Origin of the sequence: Haloferax marinum, from assembly GCF_009674625.1 — an archaeon.
Classification (GTDB): Archaea; Halobacteriota; Halobacteria; order Halobacteriales; family Haloferacaceae; genus Haloferax; species Haloferax marinum.
The window spans coordinates 1,174,236-1,194,272 of sequence record NZ_WKJQ01000001.1 but is presented as its reverse complement, the minus strand read 5'-3'; the positions used below and the strand labels follow the sequence as shown (position 1 = coordinate 1,194,272).

Annotated in this window: 22 protein-coding genes; 11 read left to right on the top strand and 11 right to left on the bottom strand. The window is 62.8% G+C overall.

The annotated features are described in order from the left end of the window. Nucleotides 1-71: 71 nt before the first annotated feature. Complete coding sequence (locus GJR99_RS06065; RefSeq protein WP_151110274.1) at nucleotides 72-797, bottom strand: DUF2103 domain-containing protein; 726 nt, start codon at nucleotides 795-797, stop codon at nucleotides 72-74. 118 nt (nucleotides 798-915) lie between these two features. On the opposite strand from GJR99_RS06065, the gene GJR99_RS06060 reads away from it, so the two are divergent. Next, on the top strand, nucleotides 916-1,698 hold the full coding sequence (locus GJR99_RS06060; protein WP_151110272.1) for a hypothetical protein: 783 nt from the start codon (nucleotides 916-918) through the stop codon (nucleotides 1,696-1,698). Nucleotides 1,699-1,713: 15 nt separating this feature from the next. Here the strand turns inward: GJR99_RS06060 and truD are convergent, their stop codons facing one another. Together truD and pth2 are read right to left on the bottom strand one after the other, a co-directional pair. Continuing rightward, nucleotides 1,714-3,066: a tRNA pseudouridine(13) synthase TruD gene (truD, locus tag GJR99_RS06055; protein ID WP_151110270.1), complete on the bottom strand. Its 1,353-nt coding sequence runs from the start codon at nucleotides 3,064-3,066 to the stop codon at nucleotides 1,714-1,716. After that, nucleotides 3,066-3,404: a peptidyl-tRNA hydrolase Pth2 gene (gene pth2 / locus GJR99_RS06050; RefSeq protein ID WP_151110268.1), complete on the bottom strand. Its 339-nt coding sequence runs from the start codon at nucleotides 3,402-3,404 to the stop codon at nucleotides 3,066-3,068. The genes truD and pth2 overlap by 1 nt, the downstream gene beginning before the upstream one ends. Before the next feature lie 98 nt (nucleotides 3,405-3,502). On the opposite strand from pth2, the gene GJR99_RS06045 reads away from it, so the two are divergent. The 5 genes from GJR99_RS06045 (at nucleotide 3,503) to GJR99_RS06025 (ending at nucleotide 8,216) form a co-directional block, all read left to right on the top strand. After that, the gene (locus GJR99_RS06045; RefSeq protein WP_151110266.1) at nucleotides 3,503-4,243 is read left to right on the top strand and encodes a Yip1 family protein; all 741 of its coding nucleotides are present in this window, start codon (nucleotides 3,503-3,505) and stop codon (nucleotides 4,241-4,243) included. Between the two features lie 53 nt (nucleotides 4,244-4,296). Beyond that, entirely contained in the window at nucleotides 4,297-4,893 is a 597-nt protein-coding gene (gene dcd, locus GJR99_RS06040; protein ID WP_151110265.1) for a dCTP deaminase, read from the top strand. Then, nucleotides 4,890-5,789, top strand: a complete 900-nt coding sequence (locus tag GJR99_RS06035; protein ID WP_151110263.1) for a thiamine-phosphate synthase family protein — start codon at nucleotides 4,890-4,892, stop codon at nucleotides 5,787-5,789. Before dcd ends, GJR99_RS06035 begins: the two co-directional genes overlap by 4 nt. Next, nucleotides 5,789-6,481, top strand: coding sequence for a class I SAM-dependent methyltransferase (locus GJR99_RS06030; protein ID WP_151110261.1), 693 nt, complete (start codon nucleotides 5,789-5,791; stop codon nucleotides 6,479-6,481). Before GJR99_RS06035 ends, GJR99_RS06030 begins: the two co-directional genes overlap by 1 nt. A gap of 130 nt (nucleotides 6,482-6,611) precedes the next feature. After that, complete coding sequence (locus GJR99_RS06025; protein WP_151110259.1) at nucleotides 6,612-8,216, top strand: 2-oxo acid dehydrogenase subunit E2; 1,605 nt, start codon at nucleotides 6,612-6,614, stop codon at nucleotides 8,214-8,216. Nucleotides 8,217-8,247: 31 nt separating this feature from the next. Here GJR99_RS06025 and GJR99_RS06020 read toward each other — a convergent pair whose 3' ends face one another. The 3 genes from GJR99_RS06020 to GJR99_RS06010 are packed head-to-tail and all read right to left on the bottom strand — an operon-like array spanning nucleotide 8,248 to nucleotide 11,285. After that, nucleotides 8,248-9,243, bottom strand: a complete 996-nt coding sequence (locus GJR99_RS06020; protein WP_151110257.1) for an NAD(+)/NADH kinase — start codon at nucleotides 9,241-9,243, stop codon at nucleotides 8,248-8,250. Then, the gene (locus tag GJR99_RS06015) at nucleotides 9,244-10,254 is read right to left on the bottom strand and encodes an alpha-ketoacid dehydrogenase subunit beta (RefSeq protein WP_151110255.1); all 1,011 of its coding nucleotides are present in this window, start codon (nucleotides 10,252-10,254) and stop codon (nucleotides 9,244-9,246) included. It lies immediately after the preceding gene. After that, complete coding sequence (locus GJR99_RS06010; protein WP_151110253.1) at nucleotides 10,251-11,285, bottom strand: thiamine pyrophosphate-dependent dehydrogenase E1 component subunit alpha; 1,035 nt, start codon at nucleotides 11,283-11,285, stop codon at nucleotides 10,251-10,253. The genes GJR99_RS06015 and GJR99_RS06010 overlap by 4 nt, the downstream gene beginning before the upstream one ends. Before the next feature lie 274 nt (nucleotides 11,286-11,559). Here GJR99_RS06010 and GJR99_RS06005 point away from each other — a divergent pair, with 274 nt between their 5' ends. Both GJR99_RS06005 and GJR99_RS06000 read left to right on the top strand, forming a co-directional pair. Then, a complete protein-coding gene (locus tag GJR99_RS06005; RefSeq protein WP_151110251.1) occupies nucleotides 11,560-12,540 on the top strand; it encodes a glutathione S-transferase family protein in 981 nt (326 codons plus the stop codon). A 133-nt stretch (nucleotides 12,541-12,673) separates the two neighbouring features. Beyond that, nucleotides 12,674-13,747, top strand: a complete 1,074-nt coding sequence (locus GJR99_RS06000; protein WP_151110249.1) for a molybdopterin-dependent oxidoreductase — start codon at nucleotides 12,674-12,676, stop codon at nucleotides 13,745-13,747. Here the strand turns inward: GJR99_RS06000 and GJR99_RS05995 are convergent. The 3 genes from GJR99_RS05995 to GJR99_RS05985 form a co-directional block, all read right to left on the bottom strand. Beyond that, complete coding sequence (locus tag GJR99_RS05995; RefSeq protein WP_151110247.1) at nucleotides 13,740-14,528, bottom strand: 4-phosphopantoate--beta-alanine ligase; 789 nt, start codon at nucleotides 14,526-14,528, stop codon at nucleotides 13,740-13,742. The genes GJR99_RS06000 and GJR99_RS05995 overlap by 8 nt on opposite strands. Nucleotides 14,529-14,582: 54 nt before the next feature. Beyond that, a complete protein-coding gene (locus GJR99_RS05990; RefSeq protein WP_151110245.1) occupies nucleotides 14,583-15,416 on the bottom strand; it encodes a pantoate kinase in 834 nt (277 codons plus the stop codon). A gap of 83 nt (nucleotides 15,417-15,499) precedes the next feature. Continuing rightward, on the bottom strand, nucleotides 15,500-15,928 hold the full coding sequence (locus GJR99_RS05985; RefSeq protein ID WP_191967079.1) for an SHOCT domain-containing protein: 429 nt from the start codon (nucleotides 15,926-15,928) through the stop codon (nucleotides 15,500-15,502). A 120-nt stretch (nucleotides 15,929-16,048) separates the two neighbouring features. On the opposite strand from GJR99_RS05985, the gene GJR99_RS05980 reads away from it, so the two are divergent. Together GJR99_RS05980 and GJR99_RS05975 are read left to right on the top strand one after the other, a co-directional pair. Further along, a complete protein-coding gene (locus tag GJR99_RS05980) occupies nucleotides 16,049-16,351 on the top strand; it encodes a UPF0175 family protein (RefSeq protein WP_151110243.1) in 303 nt (100 codons plus the stop codon). Beyond that, complete coding sequence (locus GJR99_RS05975; RefSeq protein ID WP_151110241.1) at nucleotides 16,352-16,876, top strand: hypothetical protein; 525 nt, start codon at nucleotides 16,352-16,354, stop codon at nucleotides 16,874-16,876. Nucleotides 16,877-16,987: 111 nt separating this feature from the next. Here GJR99_RS05975 and aspS read toward each other — a convergent pair whose 3' ends face one another. Then, nucleotides 16,988-18,292 (bottom strand): aspartate--tRNA(Asn) ligase, encoded by a 1,305-nt coding sequence (gene aspS, locus GJR99_RS05970; protein WP_151110239.1) that lies wholly within the window; start codon nucleotides 18,290-18,292, stop codon nucleotides 16,988-16,990. A gap of 155 nt (nucleotides 18,293-18,447) precedes the next feature. Here aspS and GJR99_RS05965 point away from each other — a divergent pair, with 155 nt between their 5' ends. Next, nucleotides 18,448-19,179: a DUF4013 domain-containing protein gene (locus GJR99_RS05965; RefSeq protein ID WP_151110237.1), complete on the top strand. Its 732-nt coding sequence runs from the start codon at nucleotides 18,448-18,450 to the stop codon at nucleotides 19,177-19,179. Nucleotides 19,180-19,220: 41 nt separating this feature from the next. On the opposite strand, the gene GJR99_RS05960 is transcribed toward GJR99_RS05965, so the two are convergent. Beyond that, on the bottom strand, nucleotides 19,221-19,946 hold the full coding sequence (locus tag GJR99_RS05960; RefSeq protein ID WP_151110236.1) for a phosphoglycerol geranylgeranyltransferase: 726 nt from the start codon (nucleotides 19,944-19,946) through the stop codon (nucleotides 19,221-19,223). Nucleotides 19,947-20,037 lie beyond the last annotated feature (91 nt).

Here is a 20,037-nt window from a genome sequence, read left to right as displayed (position 1 = left end):
GTGAGACGAACACGGGTGGTTCGCTGAACTCACCCTCTGTCTGTGTCACCCCACTTCTATCAGCCGTTGGACTATTCGTCTTGTAACTCGTCTTCGCGGAGTGCTTCGTTCAGGTCGTCGCGGACGCGCTCGCCCATCTCGCGGTTCATCGCCGTCGTGACGATACGATTTTCCTGCACGCTCGACCCGTCGCGCAAGAGGAGTCTGACGTTTCCGTTGTCGTCGGCGCGGGTGACTTTCGCCCGGAGTCCCGTCCGCGACCCAGTTCCGCTGGCGTCGATGGGGCCGGGGATGACTTTCTTGACGTGCGGGTGGCCGGCGACGACACCAATCGCTCGCCGTCCTTTTCGGCCGCCGATGAGCGTCGAGTGGCTTCCGCCGAGTTTCTCGACTGGTGGGATATCGACGACTTCGAGCGCTCGCTCGCCGCGTCGGTCGATGACTGCTCCAACCGGGTCCGTCTCGGTAACCCGATAAAATTCGTAGTGGAGTTGTGCCCGTGTCTCGCGGAGTGGGTCACGCTCGCCGGCGGCGTAGACTGTCTCCGGGCGCTTTCGGCGAATCTCGTCGGCGACGAGTCCTGCGAAGTTTCGCAGTTGGACGATTTTGCTGTCGCCGTCGGCCTCGGGGATGGTCGTAATCGTCGTCTCTCCCACGACGTCGTCTTCGTCGAGGAACGTCAGCGTCGCGCGGTCCGGTTCGAAGGCGACGACGACGGCGTCACAGTTGGCGGTGTTGCAGGTGAGACAGTAGTCTGCAGGTTTCTCTAACGGATTCCCACACCGCCGGCATTGCATACCAGTCGGTTCAGATGTGCGCCTACAAAAGGCCGTTTATGTTGGGTGTCCTCCGTGCGTGCTTCTGTCCCCGCTGCCGTGGCGAAACCTATTCGTGCCACGTCCGTGAGACCATCGTATGCGTCGTCGCGCCCTTCTCGCGTCTCTCTCTCCGCTCGCCCTCGCCGGTCTCGTCGGGTTGTTCGCCCTCGCGCTCGACCCGGAGACGACCGTCCGTCTCGCAACCCAACTCGGTCGGTCGATAGTCGAGACTGGCCGTGGTATCGCATCGTATCTCCGGCGGGCGGCCCCCATCTCGACTGCCCTCTTTGCCGTCTTCGCGTGGGTGGCCGCCGGCACGTTCCGTGCGTTCTTCGTCCACAGAGACCCCGTGGAAACTCGGTCTACCGCCGAACTCGTGTTCGCACTCGTCGCCTCGGCGGGCATCCCACTCGTCGCTGTCTTCGCCCGTGACAGGCCCGTCGTGGTCGTCGGGACCGGTGTCGTCTTCCTCGCCGCCGCCGGTGCGATACTCGCCGGGCGGTCGAACACCGAAGGCGTCGTCACGGGGTCGCTGTACGCCACAGCACCAATCGCACTCGGTGCGGCCGTCGCCTACGCGTTCGTCGGCCCATCTGTCGCGCGCACGTCGTCGCTCGCGCTCCCCCTCGCGGTTGGATACGCACTCGGCGTCGCCAGCGCACACGGCCGACACCGTCTCGGCGCGGCCGTCTCGACGGTGGCGTTCGCCGTTCCCGTCTGGGTGTACTTCCCGCCGGCGGCGGAAGCGTCGGGATTTCAGGTCGGGACAGTCGCACTCGCCGTCGGGTTCGCACTCGTCGCGACGGCGCTGTCGCTTCCGTTCGCCGCGATTGGCTATGCGACTGCTCGAACGACGGGAGCGTCGTCGACGGCGACGTAAGAAGAGACGAGTCGGTTAGAGGTCCAGCGGTCCGGCCTTCAGATACTCGCGCATCACGGCCGTCGCGTACGACCCGTGCGGGAGCGCGAAGTCGACCGCGAAGCCATCGTCGTCCTCGTCGATAGTCAGGTCAGTTCGCACGAGAATCGCCCGCCGAGTACCGGTCGAACGGAAGTTTCCGGGCAGGTCGAAATCCCCCGGTTCGAGGCCGAGTTCGTCGAGAACCGCACGCTCGATTTCTCCCTGTTCTCCCGCAGCGAGTTCCGTCTCGGTTCCGACCAACGGGGCGGTGACGAATGCGCGCCCACGTTCGATGTGACGACTCATCACGTCCACACGACGACCCGTCGCAGACTGGAGGCGACTCACGTCGGGGAGTTCGAGTCCGTCGGGCGCGTCTCGGTCGGCGAAACAGACCACGTCGCCTTCGACGGGTTCGTCGAACGGGAGGCCACGGGCGAGTCGTTCCGAGAGGACGCGATTGAAGACGTACGACTGGGCGGCGTTGACGAACAGTCGCTGGAGGTTCGACGGAACCGATTCGAGCGCGTTGCGCCAGTCCCCGTCAGTCTCTGCCCCGTCTTCGGCGAGTCGGTGGAGCATGCCGCGTTCGTAGCCGAGATAGCCCGGAATCGCGTCGAGTGCGCGGTGCCAGTCTGGGTCTTCGGATTCGGCTTCTTCGTCGACGATTTCCCGTCCTGCTTGGGTCTCTGGAGGTTCGTCTTCGGTGGGGCCGCCACAGTACGCGAGGACGGCCTCTCGCCACTCGCCGCGGACGACGTGCAAGCCGACCGTGTGCGTGATTGGGCGGATGCTTCCGAAGCGCTGGTGGCCGAAGAAGTTGGGGACGCCGACCATGTCGTCTCGGCCGCCGAACTCGTGGAGTGCGTCGGTGATGGCCGACACGTTCTCTTGCTGGTCGGGGTCGCGGACGTAGATTCGGAACCCGTTGCCTGCGAGGTCTCCGAAGTCGAGTGTGCGGCCGAGTCGGCCGACGACTTCGATGTCTGCGTTCGGAACGTCGGGCACGTCGTCGGCCTCGCCGCCGTGGACGGTGAACAACTGTGTCGTCACGGCGTGTTTGTCTTTCGTCCCGGCCCAGGAGACACGCTCTCTGCTCACGTGGAGTTCGTCGGAGAGGCGTCCTGCGAAGTCGTTCGTATCCCACCCCCGAAGGGTGACGCGGAGGACGAGGTTCGGGAAGTCGCCGGTGTGAGCGTCTGCTGGTTTGATGTTGAGCGAGTCGAGTTCGAGTTCTCGAACACGGAAGTCCTCGGGCGTGACCCGAAGTGTGCCGCCGGTCCCGTCTGCGTCGCTCACGTAGTAGTCGATGCCGACTGCGCGTTCGAGCGGGTGTGCCTCGCGCATCAGTATAGCGAGAGGTCGCCCGTCACACGGTCGATTTCGTCGTCGTCACCGGGGCCGATTGCGAGCGCCGTCACCGTTCCTGGGTCGACTTGCGTGTGTCCGGCGTCGCGGATGATGGCGGTCGGGAGACCGGCGCGTTCGGCCTTCTCGGCGAGTTGGAACAGCGCCGACTCGCCGTTCACTTTGAGGACGACTTTCTTCTGTCCACTGCCTTTCCACCGCTTTCGCGTCTGTGTGTCCGTATCTTCGTAGGCGGACAGCGAGGCGTGGGCGACCTGCGCGGCGAGTTTCCCTCGGCCCATGCCGAGGTCCGCTCGGGCGACGATGGCCTGTTTCATGGCGTGTTCTCCCCACCGACGGGGTAAATGTCCTCCCATCGCGGGCGTCGCGCGGCGCGGCCAAAAGATACATAGTTGACACCTTCGACGTTCGACCGATGGCTGGTCCCCGAACGCCCCTCCTCGAGCCCCGCGCATACTTCGAATCGAAGACGACCCCGTTCGACTTCGGCCGCGTCGTCGCAGTCGTCGCACTCGTAACCATCGTTATCACTGCCGGGGTCGGCGGTATCCTTTGGTCGTTCACGAACCAACTCGACCAACCCGTCTCGGTCGAAAATCCCGAACACTACCCCGAATTTGCCTGTGAGAAGTACGAAGACGGTGGACCATTCGAAGATATGTCCACACCAAGTGGCTGTGACCCGTCGGTCCCCGAACACGTCGACGAACGACTCGGCGAACTCGTCTGGCAGGAACTCTCGTGGGTTCCGTGGGCAACGCTGGTGTTCGTCCCGCTGGCGTGGCTGATAGAGGGCGTCCTGCTCCACCTCGGCACCTCGCTCGTCGGCGGGTCTGGACGCTTCACCGACACCCTCACCGTCGCTGGATGGGGGATGGTTCCGAGCACACTCCGCCTGCTGGTCGTTGGTGCGTTCATCGTCTACAAACTCGGCCACATCTCGCTCCCACCAGACCCCGGAGCGGCCGTCTCCGTTATGGAGTCCGCGCTCTCTGGACTCGGTCTCGTCAGCGGTGTGGTGACGCTCGTCGTCGTCGCGTGGGCGACGTACGTCCGAACCTATGGCCTCGCTCGCGGGCGTGACCTCGATGTCAGCGATGCGGCCGTCGTCACGGTGGGACTGAGCCTCGTCGGTCTCGTCTTCGAACTGGTGTAACTCGCTCGCCTGAGAAGGTGGATTTACGTTACCTCCTCGCTCTCATTTCGACAATGATACTCTCGGACGCAGATATCCTCGCGCGCCTCGAACGAGGTGACCTCGTGGTCGACCCAATCGACGACATCGACATGCAAGTGCAACCTGCGAGCGTCGACCTCCGACTGGGCACGGAGTTTCTGGAGTTCCAGCGAACGAACATCTCGTGTATCCACCCGAACCGCGAAGACGAAGTGACGAAGTACGTCCGCGAGACGCACGTCGACGAGGGTGACGACTTCATCCTCCACCCGGGCGACTTCGTCCTCGGGACGACCAAAGAGCGCGTCGAGATTCCACCGGACCTCTTGGCGACGGTCGAAGGTCGGTCCTCGCTCGGCCGACTCGCAGTCGTCATCCACGCCACGGCCGGTATCGTCGACCCAGGGTACGAAGGACAGATTACACTCGAACTGTCGAACCTCGGCACTGCACCCGTCGCCCTCCAACCCGGCATGCGCATCTCACAACTCGTCTTCACCGAGATGAAGTCGCCCGCAGAGCGCCCCTACGGCGCAGAGCGCGGGTCGAAATATCAAGGCCAGCGAGGGCCGCAGGCCTCTCGAATCGGCTCTGACCCAGAGTTCACGAAGACTCCTGACGACACATGAGATTCATCGAGGAGATAGTCGTCGACGCGTTTCTCCCCACGTTCAGAGCGTTGCTTGCAGAAGACCTCCGAGAACGCGGATTCACACAGGCGGACGTCGCCGAGGCGCTCGGCATTAGCCAGAGTGCCGTCTCGAAGTACGCCCACGGTGAGGTCAGTGTGAACGAGCGCGTCGCAGCAGACGCTCGCGTCCACGACCTGGTCGCGCGCGTCGGTGCGGGACTCGCCACTGGCGACATGACGCCAGTGCAGGCGCTCGTCGAGGCCGAGGTCCTCATCCGCCAACTCGAAGAAGGCGACCTCCTCGCAGACCTCCACGAAGAGTCGATGCCGGAACTCGCCGCCTACGACGGGTTCCACAGTATCCACGACCCCGAAGGCCACCTTCGGTCGGTCGAGCAGGTTCGGTCTTCGGTTCGCCGTGGACTGCGGATACTCACCAACACTTCCGGCTTCGCCGGCCTCATCCCAAACGTCGGGTCGAACCTCGTCGAAGCGCTCCCCAACGCGACGAACATCGACGACGTGGCCGCCATCCCCGGTCGTATCTTCGACGTAAAAGGGAAGGCGACAGTGCCCGGTGAACCGGAGTTCGGCGTCAGCGAACACGTCGCCAGCGTGTTGCTGTCCGCTCGCGCCGCCGGCGTCGACGTCAACGCCGCACTCAACGTCGTCTACGACGCGGGCGTCGTCGACGAACTCGAAGCCGCCGGCTACGAGTGCATCGAGTTCGACCCCGACGCGCCGACCGACCCGGTTCGCGCGGCGCTCGAAGACCGTGACCTCCCAGAGACGTTCGTCGTCTACCAGACCGGTGGCTACGGCATCGAACCCATCACGTACATCCTCGGCCCGGACGCGCCCACCGTCGCCGACGTCGTCCGAATCCTCCTCTGATGGTTCGCCACCCCGCCCCATCGTCACCGTCTGCGGTCGCGCAGTCGTTTTACACGCGATGGGCGACGCTCTACGACGCCATCGCTCGCCGAACGCCGGGTGTCGAGAGCGTCCGTACCGAAGCGGCAGACGCCCTCCAACTCGGAGCAGGCGACACTGTCGTCGAAATGGGGTGTGGAACTGGCGCGAATCTCCCGTCCCTCGCAGAGCGTGTCGGCCCCGACGGGACCGTCGTCGGAATCGACTTTTCACCCGGTGTCCTCGACGTGGCACGAACGCGCGTCGCTGACTACCCGAACGTCTCTCTCGTCCGCGCCGACGCGACTCGTCCGCCGGTCGCCGACGCCGACGCAGTCCTCGCGACGTTCGTCTCCGGGATGTTCACCGACCCCGCCGCTGTCGTCTCGTCGTGGGCGGACCTCGTCGGTCCGGGCGGGCGACTCTGTCTCGTCGACCTCGCGCGGACGACGCAGTCGTGGCGACGTGTCCTCAACCCCGTCTTTCGTGCCCTCGTTCGGGTGACTGCACCGCCGCGGACACGAACGATGCGTGAGTCGCCGACCGAGATGCTCGACGAGCGTCTCGTCTCGGCCCACCGAACACTCGAATCGAGGTGCCGGGACGTTCACGCGACGACGCACGCCCTTGGATTCGCACGGATTCGGGCAGGAACCGTCGCAGAACGAGAGTAACTGACGGGATATTGGTCCGAATCTGAACTTCTACGCCCCGGAAAACACGAAGGCGTCGGTTCAACGCGCAATCATTTGAAACTCGCCTATTGACGAACTTATATCGTGGTCAATTGTGTAAGATGTTACCATGGCGTATATTGTCAAGATGCCCAAGCTCGGGTTGGAGATGAGTTCTGGCGAGCTCTCCACGTGGCTTGTCGAGGAAGGTGGGGATGTGACCGAAGGCGAGCCAATCGCCGAAATCGAGTCTGAGAAGACGACTGCAGAGATTACTGCGAAAGAAGACGGTGTGCTGCGGCGGGTTTACCTCTCAGAAGGCGACTCGACAGAACCCGGTGGGGTGGTCGCAATCGTCGCCGGGGCAGACGAAGACATCTCTTCGCTGGAAGCAGACGCTGGTGGTGCTGCTGACACGGGCGGAGAAGACGACGCGGACGAGGCGGACGGAAGTGAGACGACGACTGCCGAGGCATCTAGTTCTTCCCAGTCGGGTGCCACGGCGCAGAAATCGACCGAATCGAAAGCAGACGCCAGCGACGTTCGCGCCTCGCCACGGGCGAAACAACTCGCAGACGACCTCGGTGTCGACCTGACGACTGTCGAGGGGACCGGCTTCCAAGGCTCGATTACAGAGGACGATGTCGAGGAGGCGGCTGAGTCCGCTGAATCTGCGGCGGAGTCGGCGTCGAGCGACGTTCAGGCCTCGCCACGAGCGAAACAACTCGCAGGCGACCTCGGCGTCGACCTGACGACCGTCGAGGGAACCGGGTACCAAGGAGCGATTACCGAATCAGATGTCGAGGCCGCGGCGGAGTCGGCATCGAGTGAGGCCCCTGCAGCGGCGGAGACAGCAGACGAGGTGGGCACCGCAGACAAGCGGGTGTTCGCCCCACCCAGTGCTCGCCGTTTAGCTCGGGAGCTCGGCGTGGACATCTCGAACGTCTCTGGGTCGGGCAAGAACGGGCGCATCACCGAGTCGGACGTGCGCGCCGCGGCCGAGGCCGGCGGCGAGCCGACACCTGCCGAGACCGAGCCTGTCGAGATGGAACGACCACTGTCGGGTATGCGTCGAACCATCGCCGACCGGTTGGGACAGAGCTACCGCGAATCCGTCCACGTGACGGTCAACCGCAGCGCCGACGCAGAAGAACTCCTCGCGGCCGCGAACGCGGCCGACGACGCACTCGGTGTCGACGTGTCGATTTCCGACGTTCTCATCCTCGCCGTCTCAGCAGCGCTGGACGAGTACCCCGCGTTCAACGCCACGTTCGAAGACGGCGTCCACAAACTCCACGAGTCTCACAACATCTGTATGGCGGTCGATATCGAAGAGGGACTCATCGCTCCGGTCGTTCGTGACGTCGATTCACTTTCGCTCACCGAACTCGCCGAGACTCGTTCGGCGGTCACACAACGAGCGCTCTCTGGTGACTACACCATGGACGACCTGACCGGTGGCACGTTCACCATCTCGAACCTCGGCGTCCTCGGCGTCGAATCGTTCGACCCGGTCATCAACCCACCACAGGTCGCTATCCTCGGCGTCAACACGATTCGCAAACAGGTCGTCCCGACCGACGACGGAGACGTGGCAGTCCGCCGTGTCATCTCGTTCTCCTTGTCGTTCGACCACCGCATCGTCGACGGTGCCGACGCGGCACGCTACCTCGGAAGTCTCGTCGAACACGTCGAGAACCCGTGGCCACTCGTCATCGCGGCAGGTGGGCAGTAGGGTCGCTGTCGTGCCAAAAAAGAGTGACAGCTCAGTCTCGGAAGTAGCCTTCGTTGGCTGCTCGTTCGAGAACTGAATCTATCTGGACGAGTCGTGGCCCGTCCGAAACCGGTCGGAGACGGACGACACCGTCTTTTACTTCGTGTTCGCGTTCGCCGTCGACACTGACCACACCGCGAGGCACCTCGAAGGTGTACGCCTCGCCGTCGTCGAGGACCTGATAGTCCGCGACCTGCACGTCAGAGAGCGTCCCTGGGACGGTAATCCCGCGGACGCGGGTTCCGGATGCGCCCTCACGGGCCAGTTGGAACCCGACGCCACCGGGGTCGTCTGGACGATGGGTGACGAGTCCACCGGCGATACCGGACAGGCCGATTTCGGCCGGCGACGCACGCGAGACGACACCACCGACGATGTCTTCTGGGTCGAGAATCGCCCGCGTTCCGATGAACGCGCGGTCGAGAACCCCGACTGTTGCGAGTCCGTGAATCGTACTCGTCCCAGTGTCTCTCTCCACGTCGACGACGATGGTTCCGTGGCGAATCGTCGCTTCGTCCGCAGGAACGAGTCCTGTCGCGACGAGGCCCGCGGCTTCACCCGCGACGGTTCCATCGATTGGCGTGGGAACGACGTTGTTCGTCCCCGTCGAGATACTCACGACTGGGACGTCACCGATACTGTGGGCGACGTCTCTGGTGGTTCCGTCGCCACCGAGGACGACCACCGCGTCGGCGTGTTCTTCGAAGTGCGCGGCCGCAGTGCGACTGTCTTGCCCGGAGGCGGTCACCGGCATGTCGACGAAACCGACGTCGAGTTCGGACGGCGCGTCGCTGACGATTCTGTCTGCGAGGCCGGAGCTATCCGGCATGACGAGCACCTCGACGTCGTCACACAGCGTCAGTCCCGCGAGGACACACCCCGCTGTACGCCGCTTCGCGTAGTTGTTACTGACGCTAGCGCCGCCGGTGAGCCGACGGATGTCGCGACCCGCGGCCGGGTTGACGACGAGACCGACTGTCGTCGTCACTTATACGATGCGGTTGATTGCGGCTTCCACGTCGGAGCCGTCCGGGAGCACTTCCTGTTCGAGCGCTGGGCTGAACGGAATGTGAACGTCTGCGACGCCCACGCGCTGGACTGGCGCGTCGAGGCTGAAGAACGCGTTCTCCATGACGCGCGTCGCGACCTCGGCGTGCGTGCCGTACGACAGCGGACTCTCGTCTGCGATGACGAGTCGGCCGGTCTTCTTCACACTCTCGACGAGTGTGTCGGTGTCGAGCGGGTAGAGTGACTGCAGGTCGATGACTTCGACACTCGTCTGGCCGTCGAGTTGTTCGGCCAGTTCGAGTGACTCGCCGACCATGCGCTGGGTGGCGACGACGGTCACGTCTTCACCCTCGCGTTCGACGCTCGCCTGGCCGATTGGGATGGTGAAGTCCTCGTCGAGTGGGACTTCGCCCTTCTGCTCGTATATCATCTTGTTCTCGAAGACGATGACCGGGTCGTTCGACCGGATAGCCGACTTCAAGAGCCCTTTTGCGGACGCAGGTGACCCAGGGGCGACGGCCAAGACGCCGGGGAAGTGGGCGAACCACGTGTGGAGCGTCCCGGAGTGCTGGCTTGCAGCACCCATACCGCCACCTTCGGTCGTTCGAATCGTGACGGGCATCTCCGTCTTGCCACCGAACATGTACCGGTTCTTCGCCATCTGGTTGATAATCTGCTCCGAGCAGACGCCGATGAAGTCGGCGAACATAATCTCGACGACCGGTCGCGTTCCCGTCGCCGCGGCACCGACTGCGGCACCCATGAACCCCGCTTCGCTGATGGGTGTGTCGCGGACGCGTGTCTCACCGAAGTCTTCGACGAGGTCACCCGTCACTTCGAAGACGCCGCCGAACTTGCCGACGTCTTCGCCCATCATGAACACGTCTTCGTCTCGCTCCATCTCTTCGCGGAGTGCGAGTCGAATCGCCTCACGGAAGGTCATCTCCTCGGTCTGGGCCGGTCCAGACCCGGAGGACGTCTCAGTGCTCATCGGTCTTCACCTCCGTCGGCCCGCATCTGACTCGAAAACTGACTAATCTCGGGGACGGTTGCGCTGTACATGTCTTCGTAGGCTTCGCTTGGGTCTGGGTACGGTGCCTCCTTCGCCTCGACGACCGCGTCGTCTATCTGCTGGTCGATTTCGGCTTTCATCTCGTCGAACTCGTCTTCGGTGATGACGCCTGCCTCGACGAGTCGTCCTTTGAACGTCTCGATGGCGTCGCGGTCTTTCCAGATGTCGACGTCTTCTTTGGTCCGGTACGGTTGCTGGTCGCCTTCGAAGTGACCGTGGTACCGGTAGGTTTCGGCTTCGATGAACGTCGGGCCCTCACCATTCGCGGCACGCTTTCGCGCCTCTTTCACCGCTTCGTAGACGGCAGTGATGTCCATCCCATCGACGGTGAAGCCAGGGATGTTGTACGCCTCTGCAGTCTCACTGAGGTTCTGGACGTTGTGTTGTTTTTCGACGGGTGTCGCCTCTCCGTACTGGTTGTTCTCGACGACGAAGATTGCCGGAAGGTTCCACGTCGCCGCGATGTTGATCGCTTCGTGCACTTGCCCCTGTGCGACTGCGCCGTCGCCGAAGAACGCGAGTGCGACTGTGTCTTCGCCTTTCAGGACTGACGTGAGTGCGGCACCTGTCGCGAGCGGCGGCCCCGCGCCGACGATACCGTTCGCACCGAGCATCCCGGCGTCGACGTCTGCGATGTGCATCGAGCCACCTTTGCCGTTACAATAGCCGCCGGCTTTCCCGTACAGTTCGGCCATCATCACGTTCGGGTCGAGTCCCTTCGCGATACAGTGTCCGTGGCCTCTGTGTGTACTCGTGATGTAGTCGTTCTCCTCGAGGGCCGAACACGCACCGACGCCGACTGCTTCTTCGCCGACGTAGAGGTGAACGAATCCCGGAAGTTCACCATCCGCAAACAGGTCGCCAGCCTTCGTGTCGAAAGACCGAATCGTCAGCATCCGTCGAAGAGCCTCTCTCTGTCCATCTTCTGTCTCTATGTCAATTACCACCATGTGGTATACCAACAATTAACACCATAGATTATCATAGTTTCTCAAAGTGACAACACTCTGTTCATGTTTCCCTTACAAGAAACAGTCTTTTTTGCCGCAAAATGTTTCTTTTCACGGGGGATTGTACGATAAATACACGATTGTCGGCTACTGCACTGCGACGACGTCGGGTTCGTCGCTGTCACTTCGTCGCCGGTTACACTCGTGTCGCCTGCCTGCTTTTATCCGTGAGTCCCTAACCACGGCCAATGCGAACACCACAGGTCGTGAGAGCATGAACATGCTCTACGAAGGCGAGTGGACGACAGAGAAGTTCGTCGCGAACAACGAAGATGGCGAGTTCGAACGGCAGACGACGACGTTCCGAAACTGGGTCGGCGAGGACGAGCGGTTCCCCGTCGAAGCGGGGCGATATCACCTCTACATCTGCCGGGCGTGCCCGTGGGCACACCGCACAGCGATGGCCCGCGCGCTGAAAGGACTCGAAGACGTCGTTTCGCTCTCGCTCGTCGAACCGGTCCGTATCGACGACGGGTGGGAGTTTTCGGAAACGCATCCCGACCCACTCTACGGCGAGGCGTTCCTCCGTGACGTCTACCTCCGGGCCGACGACGAGTTCACGGGCCGCGTCACTGTTCCCGTCCTCTGGGACACAGAGCGCGAGACCATCGTGAACAACGAGTCGCGCGAGATAATGCGCATGCTGAACGAGGCGTTCGACCCGCTTGCCGAGAACGACGTGGACCTCAATCCCGCCGGGTACGAAGACGACGTCGACCGAACCATCGACGAGATTTACGACCCAATCAACAACGGCGTCTACCGCGCTGGGTTCGCGACGACACAGGAGGCCTACGAGAACGCCGTCGACGAACTGTTCGACGCGCTCGACTACTGGGACGACGTCCTCTCTGACCAGCGATTCCTCGCGGGCGACGTGTTCACCGAGGCAGACATCGCGATGTTCGCGACGCTGATTCGCTTCGACCACGTCTACCACACGCACTTCAAGTGTAACCGGAAGGCGATTCACGAGTACGACAACCTCTGGAACTACACGAAGGACGTCTACCAACTGCAGGGGGTCGAAGAGACGGTCAATATGGACCACATCGTTCGGCACTACTTCGTCAGTCACGGCGACATCAATCCGAAGCGTATCTTCGCCGTCGGTCCCGACCTCGACTTCACCGAACCACACGACAGAGACAGATTCGAGGCCGAACTTCCGCCCGCGCTCTCTGCAGACGACTGAGGACGACTGCGAACCCTGTCTTTCTCACTTCTCGTCTCACCCTCACCCTCCGTCTCACTTCTCGTCTCGTCCACGCCGGATACATCCCCACTGCCACGACGGATACTTCCCCACTGGATTGGTACTAATTCACATGGGAAGTCGGTTCGTCCGCGCAGTCAGACGGTTCGAACCTCCACCGAGAGCGGTCGATTGGTCCATCCTCGTTCTCGTGCTGTTCGAGGCGCTGTCGGGAGTCGTGAGTCTCGGTGCGGGGCATCCAGCCAACGGCGTGCTGTTTCTCCTCCACGGAGTTGCCGGCCTCACGCTCGTCGCTCTCGTCGGGTTCAAACTGTACCGGGTCCGCCATCGCGTCCTCGACTCGCGACTCTACGACAGACACACACTCGCCTCGATTGTTCTCGCTGTGGTCGCGCTCGCAGCGCTAGCAACCGGCATCGCGTGGGTCGCGGGTGTCGAGGTCCGAATCGGGTTTTGGACGCTCCTCAACGTCCACATCGGACTCGGCCTCCTCGTCGTGCCGGTTCTCCTCGTCCACCTACGTTCGCGGTTCCACACCCCTCGTCGGGTCGACTTCGCCGACCGCCGCCGGGTGCTCCAGTACGGGGCACTCCTCGTCTTCGGTGCGGCCACGTATCGAGCGACAGAGGCAGTTGGCGCACTGCAAGGGACGAAACGCCGGTTTACAGGCTCACGACCGCTTCCACCGGGTACTGGAAACGCGGCGTTCCCCGTCACGAGTTGGGTCGCCGACGACCCCGACCCGATAGACACCACCTCGTGGCGACTCTCCGTCGATGGACTCGTCGCTCGCCCGTTCGCTCTCGGCGTCGCCGACCTCGACCCAGACCAGACTGCGTCTGTGCTCCTCGACTGTACCAGTGGGTGGTACACAGAACAAGACTGGACCGGCGTCAGACTGGGTGACGTTCTCGAAACCGCCGGTGTTCACTCGTCAGCACGGTGGGTCACCGTCAGGTCGGTGACGGGCTTTCGGTGGTCGTTCCCAATCGAGGAAGCACGCGAGATGCTGCTCGCGACACACGTCGGCGGCGAGTCGCTCTCGCATGGCCACGGTGCGCCGCTTCGACTCGTCGCGCCGAACCGACGCGGATTCCAGTGGGTGAAGTGGATAGACACGATAGAGGTTCGCAGACGACGCGACCCGGCGCAATGGCTTGCAGTTCTCGTCAGCGGGTTCAGTTAGTGTCGGCGTCGGTGTCGTCGCCATCGCCGGCGTCACCGTCGCTCCCCGAGCGAATCGCTCGCTCGGCCGCGTCGAGGGCGGCGGCAGCGTCGAATCCGGTGACGATTGCTTCGAGTTCGTCGCGTGACACGTCTTTCAGGTCGCGCGCGTGAGCGGTGATGTTCGGCACGGCACGCACGATGTTGTCGACGATGGGGACGGTGGCGACCTGTGCGGACCGCGACATCGGGTTGAGGTCCACGACGATTTCGACTTTGTCCATCGCACCGAGTGCTTCTGCGCGGTCACCGTCTTCGAGTGGGACGACGACGACGTCGGCAGTTCCGATGCCGTCTGCGTCGACTTTGGCGCGTTCGTGGTCGATACCTGGGATTCGACCGTCTGCGGTCAGTCCTTTCACCTCGTCGGCACCGTGTTCTCGGAGGTGGTCAACGATTGCTCGCATGCGCTCGTCGGTGCGGTTGAACAGGTTCACTTCGATATCTGCGTCGACTGCGTCAGCGAGTTCGACGATTTCTTCGGGACAGAGGGCGGCGACGTTTCCGTTGACGGAGATGACTGGGTGGTCTGCGAGGAGGAGATGCGCGGCGGCCACACGTGCTGCGTCGTCGGCACTCGGAATCGTCCGTTCACCGAGGAGGTAGTCGAACGCCTCGCCGCGACCTTGTGCGATGAGGCCCTGTCTGCTCGTGATACCCTTGTCGACACCTTCCTCGATTCGGTGCCGAGTGAGCAGTGATTGGTATCGCGGGTGACTCTCCGGAATCTCGATGTCGCTCATTGCTGGTGAGTCGTCACTCCGGAACTAACACGTTTTCTCATCGGCGGCGGGGGGTCACTCGCTCTGCAACGTCGCCCCGGCCGGGTGAACGCGGCACTGCTTGGGGTCGTAGCCAGCGTCCGAAAGCCCGGTTCCGACGGCGAAGACAGTCTCTCCGAGCATCGCCATCGCCGCGTCGCCCCCGACGTCTCGCACGTCTTCGATTGCTGCTTCGACGCGGTCGGTGAGCAAGGTGGCGTCGCGTGCGAACTGTCGCGATTCGCTGAGGAACCGCTCTACGGTCGGTTTCTCCACGAGTGCGTCGAGCGCGGTTTCGCCGGCGGCAGTGAGCGTGGTCGTGTCGCCGCCGAGGATGTCCGCCGTCGAGAGGCCGCCGAACGTGACGTACTCGATGTGTGGGCGGGCGGGAATACCGTCCATCCGTCCGTGACTGGGCGCGCCAGGGTCGATACGGATGGGCATGCCGCCGCGGGCCTGCGCCACGACGTCGCCGAGGCCGGTTCCTGCTTCGACTTCCGCTTGGTGGGCCACGGTGACGAGTTCGTTCTCGGAGTGGCCACAGGAGAAGACTGCGTTGGCGGCGAGCGCAGTTCCGAGCGCCATCGCACCGGAGACGCCAAAGCCCGCACCGAGTGGTAACTCGCTTTCGGCGGTGACTGCACCAGTCACGCCGAGCGCCTGAAGCACGTTCACGACGGGTTCCATCTCCACCGTCTCGCCGTCGAGGGAGACGACGGCCTCGGCTGCCGGTTCGACTGTCACGGTGACGCCGTGAGAGAGCGTCACGCCTGCCCCGCGCGACCCAGCGACTGCCGGGTCGTCGTCGGGATGGGCGCTGAAAAAGCCCGTAATGTGACCGGGGACGAATGCCGTCGCGTCGTCGCTCATCGGTCTTTCTACGATGGGGGTCGGTTAACGGTGTTGCGTTTCGTCGCTCTCGGGCGACTACCCGTTTCGACTGTCCCACTCGTTCAGGAGCGTTCTGATTCGACGTCTGCCTCGGCCTCTCGTTCTCGACGCGCGGCCACCGTGTTGCGGGCGTCTGTAATCGTCTCCGTCTCCAACAGTCGCTCGACTTTCTCCTCGAACTCTTCTTCTGTGAGTTCGCCCGACGCATACCGCTGGCGGAGCGTCTCCAGTGCGCCCGCCGTCTCAGACTGCGTTTCTCCGTCGTCCGCACTGCGGCGTGACTCGTAGAGTCTCACGAGTCCGATTGCGGCGGGGAGGACGCCGGCGAACCCGATGGGAAACACGATCCAGAACCACCAGTAGCCGAGTGCGAGGAGGCCGAACCCGACGAGAAAGGTGAGTGCCATGACCGACCCTGCGACGATCTGTTCGAGTGGTGTGTCGTCATCGTCGTCGACGACGTCCTCGACGACTCGATTTGCGTCGCTCACTGTACTCGACCCCGACGGCGACGTTCGTTCATACTGTCTCCACGTGTCGGAGAGATAACGACTGTTTCGCTGACGGTGCGTAGGTTCAAATATGAATACGCTGTAGTACAATGTATACAGATGCCGTCTATCAGTGCCCGAATCCCCGACGACGAACGAGACGAACTGGAGGACGTTGCGGAACTGCTGGGAGAGGACCGAAGCACTGTGATTCGGAAAGCACTCGGAGAGGGACTTCGAGAACTTCGCGTTCGCGTCGCCATCGAGCGATACCAATCTGGCGACGTCTCACTCAATCAAGCGGCACGTCTCGCGGGTGTGAGTTTGGGAGAGTGGTTCGAAATCGCCCGCGACCGAAACCTGACCTCACAGTTGTCGCCCGAGGAAGTGGAACGTGAGGCGGACGCGGCGCTCGATTTGTAGATGGATATCTACGTGGACGCGTCGACGTTGATAGCGCTGGGGACGGTTGGGGAGTTGGAACTGTTGCTGAACTTCGACGGGAACGTCGTCGTACCTACGGCGGTGCTCGAAGAGGTCACTACGGAACCAGCACGGGCGAACGTCGATTCGCTGTTAGAACGCGAGGACGCTCGCCGCTCTGGTGACCGTGATAGTTTTTCGAAATATCGGGAAAAGGCGCAGCAGATACTGGGTGAGGAATCGCCGAGTGGCGACGTAGTGCTCATCGAGACGGTGCTGTGGAAGCGTGATATCGATACAGAGATTGCCATCGTCTCTGACGACCGACGCGTCCGAACTGTCGCCGAAGGACTCGGAGCGACCGTTACCGGAACTGTGGGCGTCGTCGTCCGCGCCGTCCACGAAGGACTGGACCCGAGTGAGGCCAAAGACCTCATCCGCCGAATCGACTCTCGCGGATTGCACATGACTGGCGAACTTCGAGAGACGGCCTATCGGCTCATCGACGAGACTGCGAAAGAATAGCCGAGTCGGGTTTTGTGCCGGTTAGGGCGACAGACGCTGCCGGGCTCGCGGGAACACCGTCGGACTCACTTCGTTCGCCCGACGAGCTCCCGCTCGCAGAAACGCCTTCGTCTACGGACTCAGGCGTTGTCTGTCTCGCGGGAACAGAACTGCCTCACGGATGTTCTCCAGTCCGAGCATCGTCATGATGAGACGCTCGCCGCCGAGACCGAAGCCTGCGTGCGGGGGCATCCCGTACTTGAACATCTTCGTGTAGTACTCGAACGCGTCGGGGTCGAGACCCTGCTGTTCGAAGCCTGCGACGAGCTGGTCGTAGCGGTGTTCACGCTGGCCACCGGAGACGAGTTCCATGTTCGGGTGCATCATGTCGAAGCCCGTCGAGAGCGTCTCGTCGTCGTCGTGGTCCTTGATGTAGAACGGCTTGATTTCGCTCGGCCAGTCGGTGATGAAGTAGTGCGTTCCGACGTCTTCGCCGAGTGCTTTCTCGCCTTCGGTCGGCAGGTCGTCGCCCCAGACGAGTTGCTCGTCGAGTTCGCCCGTCGCGTTGATGCGCTGGATGGCCTCTTCGTAGGTGAGGCGGGGGAACTCGCCAGACGGCGCTTCGAACTCGTCCTGCAGGTCGAGTGCTTCGAGCTGGTCCTGACAGTTCTCCTCGACTGCCTCGTAGGCGGCCTTGACGACGGCCTCACAGACGTCCATCGCTTCCGTGTGGTCGATGAACGCCGACTCGAAGTCGATGGAGGTCGCTTCGTTGAGGTGGCGCGGCGTGTTGTGCTCTTCGGCGCGGAAGATCGGGCCGACTTCGAAGACGCGTTCGAGACCGGAGCCGACCATCAGCTGCTTGAACAGCTGTGGCGACTGGTTCATGAACGCCTCTTTGCCGAAGTACGTGATGGGGAAGAGCTCGGTACCGCCTTCGGTCCCCGTGGCGACGATTTTCGGCGTGTTGATCTCGGTCGCGTGGAGGTCACGGAACTTCTCGCGGACGGCGCGCTGGACTTCGGCGCGAATCTCGAAGATTGCCTTCACTTCGTCCTTGCGGAGGTCGAGCGTGCGGTTGTCGAGGCGCGTCGAGAGTTCGGCGTCGACCTTCCCGGAGGGGTCGAGCGGGAGCTGCGCTTCTGCCTCTGCAACGACGTCGAGGCTCTCGGGCGTGATTTCGACGCCCGTCGGTGCGCGGGGTTCTTCTGCGACCTCACCGGTGACGGTGATGACGCTCTCGCGGTGGACGCCGAGACCCGTCTCGACGAGTTCCTCGTCCATGTCGTCTTTCTCGAACTTGACCTGAATCTTGCCCGTCGTATCGCGGAGAATCAGGAACGCGATACCGCCGAGGTCACGAATCTCGTGAACCCAGCCGGCGACGGTGACCGTGTCGCCGGGTTCGGCGTCGGCCGTGTACGTTCGGTTTCGCATACGACGTGTTTCCCGACCGTCCGGTATAAATACGGTCGTTTCGACTTCGAGCGTCACTCAGTACCATGTCACGTTGTCTGACGACGGCTGTGTCTGCGAGACCAGACCAACGGGTCTAGGTTTATATACGAAACCGGGACCACTCCGCCCCAGACATGGACAGTTCAGATTTCGAAGCCGCGTTTTCGCTCCCTTTCGCCCGAGACTCGTCGCTCGACACCGTCGTCGTCGGCAGTCTCGTGACGCTCGCGTCGTTCACGACACCGCTGGCCGGTGTACTCCTCGCCGGCTACGTCGTCCGACTCGTTCGGGCTGGTTTCGGTGGCGCGTCTGCACTTCCGCTGTTCGACGACCTCGCGGACATGGCAGTCGAGGGGGCCCGCCTCTCGGCAGTCTTCGTGGTGCTCCAACTCCCTGCACTTGCGCTCGTGACACTCGTTCTCGGTTCGTCGAGTGCATCCCTCACCGTTGCCGCCGCTGTGTCTGACCCGCAGATACTCCAGTATCTCGACGTCTCGGTGTTCGACGTACTCGGTCTCGCCCTCGCGGGGATTGCCGCGCTCGGTGGGGCGTATCTCACCGCCGCAGCGACCGTCGCGCTCGCCTCTGAACGCTCGTTCGCCGCATCGATTCCACTGATTCGTGGCCTCGCGTCCGACACCTCGTTCGTGTCGGTCGTCTCTGCGTCCGCGCTCGTCGTCTTCGGTGGTCGACTGCTCGGCTTCTTCGTTGGCACGTCGCCCGTGGCCGGCGTCGTGTTCACCGCATGTGTGTCGTTTCTGACGCTCGTCGCGGCCGCGACGCTCCTCGGACGAGGGATGAGACAGTCGGAAGTTGACACCTGGACAGACCAGCAACCAGCCTTCGCTGGAGTCGAGTCGGCGTAATCGAGAAGAGAGACTGAGAGAGTGGCCGGTTCGCCGTGGCGTTACTCCGCGCCGACGAGTTCTGCAGACGCGTCTTTCGCGCCTTCGACGGTCTCACGGACTGCGTCGACGCCTTCGTCGTGCAGGAGGTTGCCGACGACGACGACGTCGGCGTTCTGACCCATCTCGTAGGCCGTGTCGTAGTCGTGGATGCCGCCGCCGTAGAACAGCGTCGCGTCGTCGAGGGCGTCGTGGGCCGCACCGACCTTCTCGGGGTCGCCGTACGTTCCAGAGTACTCGATGTAGATGATGTTCTGGCCGAACATCTTCTCGGCGACGCGCGCGAACGAGGCCACGTCTTCGGCGGACTGGTCCGTGTCTGCGTCGGTGTACTCGGCGACCGACGACTCGGGATTCATCACGATGTACGCCTCGGTGTGGGTGCGGTCCCAGTCGAGACCGTCTTCGATGCGGACCCACTCTTTGTGCGCGCCGGTAATCCAGAAGGAGTCGCTGGCGTTGAACACCGTCGGGATGAGGTAGCCGTCGAGTCCGGGGTCGTCGATGACGACGCCGGGGTTCGATGGCTCTTGATAGATTGGCACGTCGTACTTCGACGTCGCCTGGATGACGCGCTCCATCTTCTCTTCGGTGATGTCGAGGGTGCCACCGATTTCGAGCGCGTCGGTGCCGGTCTGGCACACGTCTTCGAACGTCTCTCCGTCGACCAGGTCTTTGTCTGGGTCGATTTTGGTGATGTGGTCCCAGTCTTCCCACGGATAGCTCATTAGTCCGTCTATGCCGGAGGGGGCCTAAAAAGCGTGCGGATGAATTAGCGAGTCGTGAGCTAAACAACAGGTTCGGTAGATTCTGCAAAAC